The organism is Streptomyces spinosus, assembly GCF_020400655.1.
Lineage (GTDB): Bacteria > Actinomycetota > Actinomycetes > Streptomycetales > Streptomycetaceae > Streptomyces > Streptomyces argyrophylli.
This window is the reverse complement of record NZ_JAINRC010000005.1, coordinates 374,657-387,887: the sequence shown is the minus strand read 5'-3', so window position 1 is coordinate 387,887 and position 13,231 is coordinate 374,657. Positions and strand designations below refer to the sequence as shown.

The 13,231-nt window shown below is 70.6% G+C and carries 11 protein-coding genes; 4 read left to right on the top strand and 7 right to left on the bottom strand.

Features of this window, described 5'->3' with window-relative positions:
* Positions 1–106: 106 nt before the first annotated feature.
* From pta to pyk, 3 genes are all read left to right on the top strand, one after another.
* Complete coding sequence (pta, locus tag LG395_RS12955; RefSeq protein WP_225809438.1) at positions 107–2,209, top strand: phosphate acetyltransferase; 2,103 nt, start codon at positions 107–109, stop codon at positions 2,207–2,209.
* Positions 2,206–3,414 carry an acetate kinase gene (locus LG395_RS12950; protein WP_225809437.1) on the top strand — a complete coding sequence of 403 codons (1,209 nt, stop codon included), beginning with the start codon at positions 2,206–2,208 and terminating at the stop codon, positions 3,412–3,414. Before pta ends, LG395_RS12950 begins: the two co-directional genes overlap by 4 nt.
* A gap of 84 nt (positions 3,415–3,498) precedes the next feature.
* The gene (gene pyk / locus LG395_RS12945) at positions 3,499–4,926 is read left to right on the top strand and encodes a pyruvate kinase (RefSeq protein WP_171152722.1); all 1,428 of its coding nucleotides are present in this window, start codon (positions 3,499–3,501) and stop codon (positions 4,924–4,926) included.
* 97 nt (positions 4,927–5,023) lie between these two features.
* On the opposite strand, the gene LG395_RS12940 is transcribed toward pyk, so the two are convergent.
* From LG395_RS12940 to LG395_RS12925, 4 genes are all read right to left on the bottom strand, one after another.
* On the bottom strand, positions 5,024–6,535 hold the full coding sequence (locus tag LG395_RS12940; RefSeq protein WP_372463223.1) for a hypothetical protein: 1,512 nt from the start codon (positions 6,533–6,535) through the stop codon (positions 5,024–5,026).
* Positions 6,525–7,115: a DUF6114 domain-containing protein gene (locus tag LG395_RS12935; RefSeq protein ID WP_171152724.1), complete on the bottom strand. Its 591-nt coding sequence runs from the start codon at positions 7,113–7,115 to the stop codon at positions 6,525–6,527. The genes LG395_RS12940 and LG395_RS12935 overlap by 11 nt, the downstream gene beginning before the upstream one ends.
* 117 nt (positions 7,116–7,232) lie before the next feature.
* Positions 7,233–7,820: a DUF6230 family protein gene (locus LG395_RS12930; protein ID WP_225809435.1), complete on the bottom strand. Its 588-nt coding sequence runs from the start codon at positions 7,818–7,820 to the stop codon at positions 7,233–7,235.
* A gap of 676 nt (positions 7,821–8,496) precedes the next feature.
* The gene (locus LG395_RS12925; protein WP_225809434.1) at positions 8,497–9,468 is read right to left on the bottom strand and encodes a tetratricopeptide repeat protein; all 972 of its coding nucleotides are present in this window, start codon (positions 9,466–9,468) and stop codon (positions 8,497–8,499) included.
* Positions 9,469–9,677: 209 nt separating this feature from the next.
* Between LG395_RS12925 and LG395_RS12920 the strand changes: the two genes are divergently transcribed.
* Positions 9,678–10,385, top strand: a complete 708-nt coding sequence (locus tag LG395_RS12920) for a TetR/AcrR family transcriptional regulator (protein ID WP_225809433.1) — start codon at positions 9,678–9,680, stop codon at positions 10,383–10,385.
* Positions 10,386–10,444: 59 nt separating this feature from the next.
* Here LG395_RS12920 and icmA read toward each other — a convergent pair whose 3' ends face one another.
* The 3 genes from icmA to LG395_RS12905 all read right to left on the bottom strand — a co-directional run bounded on the left by icmA (position 10,445) and on the right by LG395_RS12905 (position 13,111).
* Positions 10,445–12,145: a coenzyme B12-dependent isobutyryl-CoA mutase large subunit gene (gene icmA, locus LG395_RS12915; RefSeq protein WP_171152729.1), complete on the bottom strand. Its 1,701-nt coding sequence runs from the start codon at positions 12,143–12,145 to the stop codon at positions 10,445–10,447.
* 75 nt (positions 12,146–12,220) lie between these two features.
* Positions 12,221–12,559, bottom strand: coding sequence for a DUF3817 domain-containing protein (locus LG395_RS12910; protein ID WP_171152731.1), 339 nt, complete (start codon positions 12,557–12,559; stop codon positions 12,221–12,223).
* Positions 12,560–12,601: 42 nt separating this feature from the next.
* On the bottom strand, positions 12,602–13,111 hold the full coding sequence (locus tag LG395_RS12905) for a MarR family winged helix-turn-helix transcriptional regulator (protein WP_171152733.1): 510 nt from the start codon (positions 13,109–13,111) through the stop codon (positions 12,602–12,604).
* Between the last annotated feature and the right edge of the window lie 120 nt (positions 13,112–13,231).

Sequence of the window (13,231 nt, the reverse complement as noted above, 5' to 3'; positions counted from 1 at the left end):
GCCTTATCCGTCGACAGGGGTATTGTCAAGAGGGTTCTGCTCACCTCGGTGAGCGATTTTTATGCCACAGAGGCGATGAAGGCGACACGAGGAACGGAGTGGACACGTGACGCGCAGCGTGTACGTGACCGGGATCGACCGCGGTGACGGACGCCAGGTGGTGGAGCTGGGGGTCATGGAACTCCTGACCCGGCAGGTCGACCGGGTGGGCGTGTTCCGGCCGCTCGTCCACGACGGCCCGGATCGCCTGTTCGAGCTACTGCGGGCCCGCTACCGCCTCGCGCAGGACCCCGCGACCGTCTACGGCATGGACTACCACCGCGCGTCCGCGCTCCAGGCCGAGCAGGGCACCGACGAGCTGGTCTCCGCCCTGGTCGACCGCTTCCACCTGGTGGCCCGGGACTACGACGTGGTCCTCGTCCTCGGCACCGACTACGCCGACACCCAGCTTCCGGACGAGCTGTCGCTGAACGCCCGGCTCGCCAACGAGTTCGGCGCCTCGGTCATCCCGGTGGTCGGGGGCCGCGGGCAGTCCGCCGAGTCCGTGCTGGCCGAGACCCGCAACGCCTACCGCGCCTACGACGGCCTCGGCTGCGACGTGCTCGCCATGGTCGCCAACCGGGTGACCCGCGAGGACCGCGACGAGATCGCCGAGCGGCTCGCGGACCGGCTGCCGGTGCCGACGTACGTGATCCCCGACGAGCCCGCCCTGTCCGCCCCGACGGTCGCGCAGATCGCGCAGGCGCTCGGCGCGAAGGTGCTCCTCGGTGACGACTCCGGGCTCGCCCGGGACGCGCTGGGCTTCGTCTTCGGCGGCGCGATGCTGCCGAACCTCCTCGGCGCCCTGACCCCCGGCTGTCTGGTCATCACCCCGGGCGACCGCGCCGACCTGGTCATCGGCTCGCTCGCCGCGCACAGCGCCGGCACCCCGCCGATAGCCGGTGTGCTGCTCACCCTGGACGAGGTGCCGAGCGACGAGATCCTCACCCTCGCCGCCCGCCTCGCCCCCGGCACCCCGGTGCTCTCGGTGTCCGGCAACAGCTTTCCCACCGCCGAGCGGCTGTTCTCCCTGGAGGGCAAGCTGAACGCGGCCACCCCGCGCAAGGCGGAGACCGCGCTCGGCCTGTTCGAGCGGTACGCCGACACCACCGGCCTGGCCCGCCGGGTCTCGGCGCCGAGCAGCGACCGGGTCACCCCGATGATGTTCGAGCACAAGCTGCTGGAGCAGGCCCGCTCCGACAAGCGGCGGGTCGTGCTGCCGGAGGGCACCGAGGAGCGGGTGCTGCACGCCGCCGAGGTGCTGCTGCGCCGGGGCGTGTGCGACCTGACCCTGCTCGGCCCGGTCGACCAGATCCGCAAGAAGGCCGCCGACCTCGGCATCGACCTCGGCGACACCCAGCTGATCGACCCGGCCACCTCCGAGCTGCGCGACTCCTTCGCCGGGAAGTACGCGGCCCTGCGCGCCCACAAGGGCGTCACGGTCGAGCTGGCCTACGACGTCGTCTCCGACGTCAACTACTTCGGCACCCTGATGGTCCAGGAGGGTCTGGCCGACGGGATGGTGTCGGGCTCGGTGCACTCCACGGCGGCCACCATCCGGCCGGCCTTCGAGATCATCAAGACCGACCCGGAGGCGTCGATCGTCTCGTCCGTGTTCTTCATGTGCCTGGCCGACAAGGTGCTCGTCTACGGCGACTGCGCGGTCAACCCGGACCCGGACGCCGAACAGCTCGCGGACATCGCCATCCAGTCGGCGACGACGGCCGCGCGGTTCGGCGTGGAGCCGCGGATCGCGATGCTGTCGTACTCCACGGGTACCTCCGGGTCGGGCGCCGACGTCGACAAGGTGCGCGAGGCCACCGAACTGGCCCGCTCACGCCGCGCCGACCTGAAGATCGAGGGCCCGATCCAGTACGACGCGGCCGTCGAGCCGTCCGTCGCCGCCACCAAGCTGCCCGGCTCCGAGGTCGCCGGGCAGGCCAGCGTGCTGATCTTCCCTGACCTCAACACCGGCAACAACACCTACAAGGCCGTGCAGCGCTCGGCCGGCGCGATCGCCGTCGGCCCGGTGCTCCAGGGCCTGCGCAAGCCGGTCAACGACCTGTCCCGGGGCGCGCTCGTCCAGGACATCGTGAACACCGTCGCCATCACGGCGATCCAGGCCCAGGGCCCCGCCCGGAACCCCAGCGAGAAAGCGTCCCAGCAGTGACCTCCCCCACCCGTGTCCTCGTCTTCAACTCCGGTTCCTCGTCGCTGAAGTACCAGCTGCTGGACATGCGGGACAGCAGCCGGCTCGCGGTGGGCCTGGTCGAGCGCATCGGCGAGCAGACCTCCCGCGTCGAGCACACCCGCACCGGCGGCGGCAACCGCGAGCGCACCGGACCGATCGCCGACCACGACGCCGCCCTGAAGGCGGTCGCCGAGGAGCTGGCCCGCGACGGCCTGGGCCTGGACTCCCCCGAGCTGGCCGCGATCGGCCACCGGGTGGTGCACGGCGGGATGTTCTTCACCGAGCCCACCGTCGTCGACGACGAGGTGCTCACCGAGATCGAGCGGCTGATCCCGGTCGCCCCGCTGCACAACCCGGCCAACCTCACCGGCATCCGCACCGCGCGGGCGCTCCGACCGGACCTGCCCCAGGTCGCCGTCTTCGACACCGCGTTCCACACGACGATGCCGGAGCCGGCGGCGCGCTACGCGATCGACCCGAAGATCGCCGACCGCCACCGCATCCGCCGCTACGGCTTCCACGGCACCTCGCACGCGTACGTCTCGCGTCGGACCGCGCGGCTGCTGGGCAAGGACCCGTCCGAGGTCAACGTGATCGTGCTGCACCTGGGCAACGGCGCGTCCGCCTCCGCGGTCGAGAAGGGCCGGTGCGTGGACACCTCCATGGGGCTGACTCCCCTGGAGGGGCTCGTGATGGGTACGCGCTCCGGTGACCTGGATCCGGCCGTCATCTTCCATTTGGCCCGGGTTGGGGATATGTCCATGGACGAGATCGACACTCTTCTCAACAAGAGGAGCGGTCTGTTCGGTCTGTGCGGGGACAACGACATGCGGGAGATCCGCCGCCGGATCGACGAGGGCGACGAAGAGGCCGCGCTCGCCTTCGACATTTACATTCACCGGATCAAGAAGTACATCGGCGCCTATTACGCCGTGCTCGGCACGGTGGACGCGGTGGCCTTCACCGCCGGGGTCGGCGAGAACGCGGCACCGGTGCGGGAGGCGGCGGTCGCGGGCCTGGAGGGCATGGGCCTGGCGGTCGACCCGGAGCGCAACGCCGTGCGCGGCGGCGGACCACGGCTGATTTCGCCGGAGTCCGCCCGGGTGGCGGTCGCGGTGGTGCCGACGGATGAAGAACTGGAGATCGCGACACAGACCTACGCACTGGTCGGAAAGAACAACTGAATAGCACCTGAGCGGTGTGGCACTCATTTGTATCTTCCGCCAGACGGAATATTCCGTAGCGAAACAAACCGATAGGATCGCCCCATGCGCCGTTCGAAAATCGTCTGTACTCTCGGCCCCGCGGTCGACTCCCACGAGATGCTCGTCGCCATGATCGAGGCGGGCATGAACGTGGCCCGGTTCAACTTCAGCCACGGCACCCACGCCGAGCACCAGGCGCGGTACGACCGCGTCCGGGCCGCCTCCAAGGAGACCGGCCGTCCCATCGGCGTCCTCGCCGACCTGCAGGGCCCGAAGATCCGCCTGGAGACCTTCGCCGAGGGCCCGGTCGAGCTGGAGCGCGGTGACGAGTTCGTCATCACGACCGAGGACGTGCCGGGTGACAAGCACATCTGCGGTACGACGTACAAGGGCCTGCCGGGCGACGTCTCGCGCGGCGACCAGGTCCTGATCAACGACGGCAACGTCGAGCTGAAGGTCCTGGACGTCGAGGGCCCGCGGGTGAGGACGATCGTCATCGAGGGCGGTGTCGTCTCCGACCACAAGGGCATCAACCTGCCCGGCACGGCCGTCAACGTGCCCGCGCTGAGCGAGAAGGACGTCGAGGACCTGCGCTTCGCCCTCCGCATGGGCTGCGACCTGGTCGCGCTGTCCTTCGTCCGGGACGCCAAGGACATCCACGACGTCCACCGCGTCATGGACGAGGAGGGGCGCCGCGTCCCCGTCATCGCCAAGGTGGAGAAGCCGCAGGCGGTGGAGAACATGGAGGACGTCGTGATGGCGTTCGACGGCGTGATGGTCGCCCGTGGCGACCTCGCCGTCGAGTACCCGCTCGAGAAGGTCCCCATGGTGCAGAAGCGCCTGATCGAGCTGTGCCGGCGCAACGCCAAGCCGGTGATCGTCGCGACCCAGATGATGGAGTCGATGATCACCAACTCGCGTCCGACCCGCGCCGAGGCCTCCGACGTCGCCAACGCGATCCTGGACGGCGCCGACGCGGTCATGCTGTCGGCCGAGTCCAGCGTGGGCGCGTACCCGGTCGAGACGGTCAAGACCATGTCGAAGATCGTCGTGGCGGCCGAGCAGGAGCTGCTCTCCAAGGGCCTGCAGCCCCTCGTCCCCGGCAAGAAGCCGCGTACGCAGGGCGGTTCGGTGGCCCGTGCCGCCGCCGAGATCGCCGACTTCCTCGGCGCCAAGGGCCTGGTCGCCTTCACGCAGTCCGGTGACACCGCGCGCCGGCTCTCCCGCTACCGCGCGATCCAGCCGATCATCGCCTTCACCACGGACGAGGGCACCCGCAACCAGCTCACCCTGAGCTGGGGCGTGGAGTCGCACGTCGTGCCGTTCGTGAACACCACCGACGAGATGGTCGACCTGGTGGACCAGGAGGTCGACCGGCTCAGCCGCTTCGAGCGAGGCGACACCCTCATCATCACCGCCGGCTCGCCCCCCGGGGTCCCCGGCACCACCAACATGCTCCGCGTCCACCACCTGGGCACCCAGAGCAAGTGACCCGTCCCGCAAGGGTCTTGTGAGGCACCGAGGGCGCCCCCCGCGACGGGGGGCGCCCTCGGTGTCGTGCGGCTCCCGGACCGGCTTGTACGACCGCTCAGTCGGTCGTGTACACGTGCATGCCCGGCACGTGCAGGTTGCCGCCGAACTGCGCCGCCTGGGTCACCTTGACGTTGGTGAAGTAGATCAGCGGGATGTTCAGCGGGGGCGGGCTGTCGGGGCTGAAGGTCACAGGGATCAGCCCGAACAGGTTGCCCGAGATGCTCTCGGTGTACATCACCGTGTCGCCGCCGGTGATGGTGGACGTCGAACCCTTGGCGGCCTGGACGTGGTACGTCTTGTTCGCCTGCGCGTCCTTCACCGTCTGGTGCAGGTCGCCGATGTCGGTGCCGCCGGAGATGACGTACTTCAGCACCTTCTTGGTGGTGCCGCCCGCCGTCTTCACCTCGACGATGCCCTGGTAGTCGGCGCCCTTGAGGAGCAGGGAGCTGGCGTTCAGGTACCAGGGGTCGTTCGCCACCGGCACCTTGTTGTCGACGCCGCCCTCGTCGTCGGTGGCCACCGGGCAGTCGTCGGCGGAGGCTGACTCGCTCGCGGACGGGCTCGGCGTGGCCGAACCCGTCGCGTCACCGGCCGTCTTCGCGGCGTCCCCGGCCGTCCTGGAGACCGTGCCGGTGGTGCCGTCGGCGGTGTCCTCGGCCGTGTCCGTGGCCTTCTTCACCGTGTCCTCGACGGTGCCGGAGGTACCGCCGGACTCCGTGCCGCCGCCCGACTCCGTGCTCCCGCCGGACGAGGTGTCCGTGGACGGGGTGTCCGGGGTCTGCGTGGCGGACTGGGACGCGGACGGTGCCGGGGCCGGCGTCTGCGACGTCGTGCCGGAGTCCTTGCCGCCGGTGAGCAGGTCACCGAGCGTGTCGCCGATGGTGTCGAGGACGTTCCCGCCGGCGCTCCCGGTCTGGGGGGCCGCGCCTCCGGTGGTCGTGTCACCGCCCGAACCCGAACCCGAACCCGAACCGGAGTCCGAGCCCGAGGACCCGGAACCCGACGAGCCCGAATCCGACGAGCCCGAACCCGACGAGCCGGAACCCGACGAGCCGGAACCCGACGAGCCGGAACCGGAGTCCGAGGAACCGGAGCCCGAGCCGGAGTCGGAGGACCCCGAGGTCGCGGTCGGAGCGGGCGTGTCCTCGTCGCCGGAACCTGAATCCGACGAAGAGGTGCCGCCCGAGTCCTGTGTCTTCCCGCTCCCGGTGGTCTGCGACGGCGACGGCGCGGCCGTCGTGCTCTGGGACGCGGACGGCGACGGCGTGGCCGAGGGGTCCTTGGAGCCGTCGTCCAGCGCCTTCACGCAGTCCTTGTACTCGTCGGCCGTCAGGCTCTTCGCCGACGTCGACGGGGACGGGCCGCCGTTGTTGTCGGCGAGGGCGAGGGTGGAGGTGAGGCCCATGCCCATGAGCACCGCCGTGGGCATGGCCACCGAGGCTATCGCCTTGCCGGCCGGCATGTGGAACCTGGTGAACAGCGGCTTTCTGGGGGCCGCGTGGCGGGGCCCGGTTCTCGCGCGGGACCCGTCCACGTCGGTCCCGCGGGTCACCTCGTCAGCCGGCACTGTGCCTCCCGTTCGCCCCGTTGGCCGGGCTCGTTCCTGACAGGTCGTTCTCCCACGGCGCCTTGTACGGCCCGGCCGGGGCCGTGCCGGCCGCCGGGTCCGTGCCCTGGTGCGGCAGCGGGACCGTGCCGGGGGCACCGCCCTCGTCCGGGGTGGCCTCGGCCGGCGGCTGCTCCTGCGGCGGCGCGCCCGGCGCCCACGCCACGGCCAGCGCTCCGCCGACCAGGGCGAGCAGGAAGCCGACGACGAAGCCGCCGAAGTTGGACACGGGGATGGACACCAGCGCCAGCAGGATCGCGGCGACGCCCGCGAAGGTCCGTACGTGCTTCTGGAACCAGAGGCTGACGCCCAGGACGATGAGCAGCACACCGATGATCAGGGACCCGGCTCCCGCGGTGGTCGCCATGGCCAGCGTCAGGTGCCCGAGCTGCAGGTGGGCGTACGGGAAGTACATGATCGGAAAGCCGCCGAGCATGACGAACAGTCCGGCCCAGAACGGCCGCGTGCCCCGCCAGGCGCGGAACTGCAGCCTCCGGCGGGTGAACTGGCCGGGTGCGGCGGCAGGAGTCTCGGCGCTCATGGAAAACAGCTCCCTGGTGCGGCGTTGCTGTGGTGGTGATGTGTGCCGCGTGTGACGACGCGGCCGGAGTGTGGACGGGCGGGGGCGCCATCGGCTCCCCCGCCCGTCAGCGAGTGCTTAGTAGCACTCCTTGACACCCGTCGACAGCGACATCTTCAGGCCGCTGAGCTTGAAGGTTCCGGCGGTGGTCGCCCACGCCGTCTGCTTCACGCCGGACAGCGTGGCCTTGTCGGCCTGCTGGGCGAACCCGTACGGGTTGGCCTGCTCGGCGCCGCCCTTCATGCCCGGACCCTTGGAGGCGTCCTTGGCGGCCACACCGATGTCGATGTTCTCGAACGTGGCGTCGGCGTTCAGGTCGGCGACGTCGATGTAGATGTTGTCGGCCTGGACCTTCTCGGCGCCCGCGCCGCCGGCCCGCAGGATCAGGCTGACGTTGCCGAAGATCGGCACGTCGGGCGTGACCACGGACTGGCACAGGTTGGTGATCTCGGCGTGCTTGAACGCCGAGACGGCCACCGGGTGCGCCGTCTTCTTGCCGTCCAGCGTGTAACCGCTGTCGATGGCGCCGTACTGCGAGAAGCCGGTGCCGACGAGCTCGTCGGCGGACACCTTGAACGACTGGCCGGACACGCTGAACGAGGCGGCCAGAGCACCCTGCGCGAGGGCGACACCTATACACGCCGTGGCGGCCACGCTGGGCACCATGACCACAGCGAACCGCTTCCATCTGGTCCCGCCACGCACCTGGGACTCCATATTTCCTCCTTCTCGGACGTACATCTCCTGGCCCGGACTCGCCCCCGAATGAGCGGCTCAGCCGGGCAGGGATGGGAGAAGTGCTACGTCCTCGGGAAGGAGAGCGCCCGCGCTCGGCGGCGCGAACCGCGCCCGAATCACCGGCGATCACCCCCGAGCGACAACCACTGGTCGCGCCTGACACGCATCACGCACAACCCTGCTGGACAGGCTTCGCCGGCCGGCGAAGACCCCCCTGCCCTAGACCCGGCGCCACTGCCGCCGGCTCTGCTCGGTGGGGACCCAGAGTCTCCCGGTGACCCGACCGGCTGCCGGGGTACGGGAATGGACCGAGCGTCGCCGATCGTGGTGCATTCTCGGCCCTGACACAAGGGGGTTCGTTACTGGCTAGTAACGGCGGGATAACCGGAGGACGACCGACCGGTCTCGAACCGCGACGCTGGGTGTCACCGAAGGGCAGAGCAAAGCCGTTGATCCCTGGACGAATCCAGACAGACCAACGGCCTCGATTTACTCGGAGTAACAGTGGCCGCCATTACCAAGATTTGGCAAAGTGCGGCCACCGTGACGCGTCGTCGGCGAACCTTTCACCCCGGCATCACATGCCGTGGCGTTTAGCGACTGGTCAGAACAGGGCGCGCGCAAGGGCCCTGCGGGCGCCCACCACGCGCGGGTCCTCCTGGCCCACGACCTCGAACAGCTCCAGCAACCGCAGGCGTACCGCCTCGCGGTCGTCACCCGCCGTGCGCTGCACGGTCTCGATGAGCCGCCCGAAGGCGTCCTCGACGTGCCCGCCCACCAGGTCCAGGTCGGCGGCGGCGATCTGCGCCTGGGCGTCCTTCGGCTTCTGTGCGGCCTCCTGACGCACCTTCTGCGGGTCCATGCCCTGTACCCGCTGGAGCAACTCGGCCTGTGCCAGGCCCAGTTTGGCCTCCGGGTGCGCCGGGTCGTCGGCCAGCACGTTCTTGTACGCCTGGACGGCCCCGCCCAGGTCGCCGGCGTCCAGCGCCCGCGCGGCGGCGTTCAGCGCGGCGTCGTACGGCCCCTCGGCCGCCTCGGCCCGCGGGGCGCCGCCCGGCTCCGCGTCCGGGTCGACGGTCAGACCGGTCAGACCGAAGCGCTGCTCCGCGACGGCCACCAGCTGGTCGAGGGTCTCCCGGATCTGCTGCTCGGCGGCCACCCCCTGGAAGAGCGGCAGCGCCTGGCCCGCCACGACGGCGAACACGGCCGGGATGCCCTGGACCCCGAACTGCTGCATCAGCATCTGGTTGGCGTCGACGTCGATCTTGGCGAGGAGGAAGCGCCCGTTGTACTCGACGGCCAGCCGCTCCAGGACCGGGCTCAGCTGCTTGCAGGGCTGACACCACTCGGCCCAGAAGTCGATGACGACCGGGACTTCGGCGGAGCGCTGCAGGACGTCACGCTCGAAGCCCGCCTCATCGACGTCGATGACGAGATCGGCCGGGGAGACGGCACCCGTACCGCCGTGCCGGGCCGCTTCGGCGCGCGCCTGCTCCGCCTTGGCCTTGGCCTCCTGGGCCGCCTTCACCGCGGCGAGGTCGACGACACCGCTCATGGACATGTTCCGTGGCTGCATGCGTCTATCCTCCCCCGATCCCGCGCCTGATGAAAAAAACGATGTTCGGCGCCGGGTCCCCACCCCACGCCTGGTGGTCGTCGCCCGCGTACGTCCCTCGCGAGCTTTCGCTACGACCCGTAGCGTAATGCCATGAGGGCACCGCGCGACACCACACCCCGGTGATCTCCCTCACGACCGCACAGATCCCGCCGGTTATGGTCGGGGGCATGCAGAGCCGCACTCCCGCCAGCCGTACCGGACGCCCGCGCAGCGCCGCGGCGGACGCCGCGATCCTGGCCGCGACCCGGGAGGCTCTGGTCGAACTCGGCTGGTCGAAACTCACCCTGGGGGACGTCGCCACGCGGGCCGGGGTTGCGAAGACGACGCTCTACCGCCGCTGGGCCGGCAAGAACGAGCTGGTCGTGGACGCGGTGGCGGAACTCTTCGACGAACTGCAACTCCCCGACCGCGGCAGCCTCGCCGCCGACATCGAGGGCGTCGTCCTGCAGTTCGCGGCCATCCTGGCCCGTCCGGAGGCCAAGAGCGGCCTGATGGCGGTGGTCGCCGAGGCCACCCGCGACGACGCCCTGCGCGAACGCATCCGCGCCTCCATCGTGGACCGCCAGATGCGGCTGGTCCTGGCGGGCCGCGCCCGGGCCCAGCGCCGCGGCGAGCTTCCCCCGGAACCGGACCCCGGCGAGTCCGCCCGCACCCTCGACCTCATCTTCGACGTGGTCGCGGGCGCGGTGGTCCACCGCACCCTGGTCAGCGGCAAACCCGCGGACGAGGAGTGGGTCCGCAGCTTCACCCGGCTGCTGCTGCTGGGCCTCACCGCCCAGCCGGCCGGGCAGGCGGCAACGGCCCCCTCCCGGCCGGCCGGGCACGGGACGACGGCCCCTTCCCCGCCGGCCGAGGCGGGTGGTGGACGGGCATAGGGCGGCCCCCGCCAAGGGGGCTGAGCCCCTTGGCGGGGGCCGGCACGGGCCGACGGCGCCTAGAAGCCGGCCGGCTCCGTGTACACCCCCCACTCGTCCCGCAGCACCCCGCAGATCTCGCCCAGCGTCGCCTCGGCCCGCACGGCCTGAAGCATCGGCTCGATCATGTTGGCCCCGGACCGGGCCGCGGCGAGCATCGCGTCCAACGCCCCCCGCACGGCCGCCTCGTCCCGCGCCGCCTTCCGCTCGGCGAGCACCCGCACCTGCTCCCGCTCCACCTCATGGCTGACCCGCAGGATCTCCAGGTCCCCGGTGACGGACCCGGTGTGGACGTTGACGCCGACGACCTTCTTGTCCCCCTTCTCCAGCGCCTGCTGGTACCGGAAGGCGGACTCCGCGATCTCCCCGGTGAACCACCCGTCCTCGATCCCGCGCAGGATGCCGGACGTGATGGGCCCGATCGGGTGTCGCCCGTCCGGGTGAGCCCGCAGTCCCCGCTCCTTGATCTGCTCGAAGATCTTCTCCGCGTCCGCCTCGATGCGGTCCGTCAGCTGCTCGACGTACCAGGACCCGCCCAGCGGATCGGCGACGTTGGCGACCCCGGTCTCCTCCATCAGCACCTGCTGCGTGCGCAGCGCGATCTCGGCGGCCTGCTCGGAGGGCAGGGCGAGGGTCTCGTCGAGCGCGTTGGTGTGCAGCGAGTTGGTCCCGCCGAGCACGGCCGCCAGCGCCTCCACCGCCGTACGGACCACGTTGTTGTACGGCTGCTGCGCGGTCAGCGAGACACCCGCGGTCTGCGTGTGGAACCGCAGCCACTGCGCCTTGTCGGACTTCGCGCCGTACACGTCCCGCATCCAGCGCGCCCAGATCCGGCGGGCCGCCCGGAACTTGGCGATCTCCTCGAAGAAGTCGACGTGCGCGTCGAAGAAGAAGGACAGGCCGGGCGCGAAGACGTCGACGTCGAGACCGCGGCTGAGGCCCAGCTCGACGTACCCGAACCCGTCCGCCAGCGTGTACGCCAGCTCCTGCGCCGCCGTGGCCCCGGCCTCCCGGATGTGGTACCCGGAGACGGACAGCGGCTTGTACGCCGGGATGCCCGCCGCGCAGTGCTCCATCAGGTCGCCGATCAGCCGCAGGTGCGGCTCGGGCTGGAACAGCCACTCCTTCTGGGCGATGTACTCCTTGAAGATGTCGGTCTGCAGGGTGCCGTTGAGCACCGCCGGATCGACGCCCTGCCGCTCGGCGGCGACCAGGTACATGCAGAAGACGGGTACGGCGGGCCCGCTGATGGTCATCGAGGTCGTGACATCCCCGAGCGGGATGTCCTTGAACAGCACCTCCATGTCGGCGGCCGAGTCGATGGCGACCCCGCAGTGCCCGACCTCGCCGAGGGAGCGGGGGTCGTCGGAGTCCCGCCCCATGAGCGTCGGCATGTCGAAGGCGACGGACAGGCCCCCGCCGCCGGCGGCGAGGATCATCTTGTACCGCTCGTTGGTCTGCTCGGCGTTGCCGAACCCGGCGAACTGCCGGATCGTCCAGGTGCGGCCGCGGTAACCGGTCGGATGGAGCCCGCGCGTGAAGGGGTACTCCCCGGGCCAGCCGATCCGCTCGAATCCCTCGTACGTGTCGCCCGGTCGGGGCCCGTACACCGGCTCCACGGGGTCGCCGGAGAGCGTGGTGAAGTCCGCGTCGCGCTTGCGCGCGGCGTCGTAGCGGGCCTGCCAGCGTCGGCGGCCCTCCTCGATGGCGTGAGCGTCCATGCCTTCGAATTTACTTGGACGTCCTAGTAAATGTCGATGGCAGACCGCCGTACGGCGTCCGTACGGCGGTACCCGCTACGCCTTGGCGACGGCCGGGGCCTCGTCGGCGACCCGGGACTCCAGCTCGCGGCTGATCTTCCGCTCGACGAAGAACGCGGCCGTCGGGATCGTCCCCGCCAGCAGCACCCAGAGCTGGCGGCCGACCGGCATCTTGGCCTTGGAGCCCAGGTCGAACGCGACGATCAGGTAGACGACGTACAGCCAGCCGTGGGCGATGGCGACGACCCGGGTGAAGTCGGCGGCACCGTCGACGTCCAGCCCGTACTTCGCGATCATGCTCAGGCAGAGCAGCACCAGCAGCACGCCGGTGGTGTAGGCCATGACGCGGTAGCGGGTCAGCACGCTTTTTTTCATGGAGCGAGCGTAACCACCCGTTCCGGGAGATCTTGCCCCGGGTCACCGCTCCTCGAAGTCGTGTGCCGCGATCCGCAGCGGGCGCAGCAGCGCGAAGATCTCCTGGCACTCCTCGGCGTCGTACGCCCCGAGCCCGAAGTCCATGGCCATCAGGTCGCGGGTGGCCGCGTCGACCACCTCACGCCCCTTGTCGGTGATGACGGCCAGCGTGCCGCGCCCGTCGTTGGGGTTGGGCCGCTTGGCGACCAGCCCGGACCGCACCAGCCGGTCCACCGTGTTCGTCACGGACGTGGGGTGCACCATCAGCCGCTCACCGATCTTGGACATCGGCAGCTCGCCGGCCTTGGAGAAGGTGAGCAGCACCAGCGCCTCGTACCGGGCGAACGTCAGGCCGTACGGCTTGACCACCGCGTCCACCTCGGAGAGCAGGATCTGCTGGGCCCGCATGATCGACGTGATCGCGGCCATGGACGGCACCTTGCCCCACCGCTGCTTCCAGAGTTCGTCGGCGCGGGCGATGGGGTCGAACGGGAGGCTGAGAGGCTTCGGCACGTCATCAGACCCTACCGGCCGGTCATATGCCGGTCAGCTCCGTCTCGCCTTTCGGTCGCCGGCCGCTCACGAGCGCGTGCCGGACCCCCCTCGCGGCGCGGCGGACCCGGGGGTACGGCG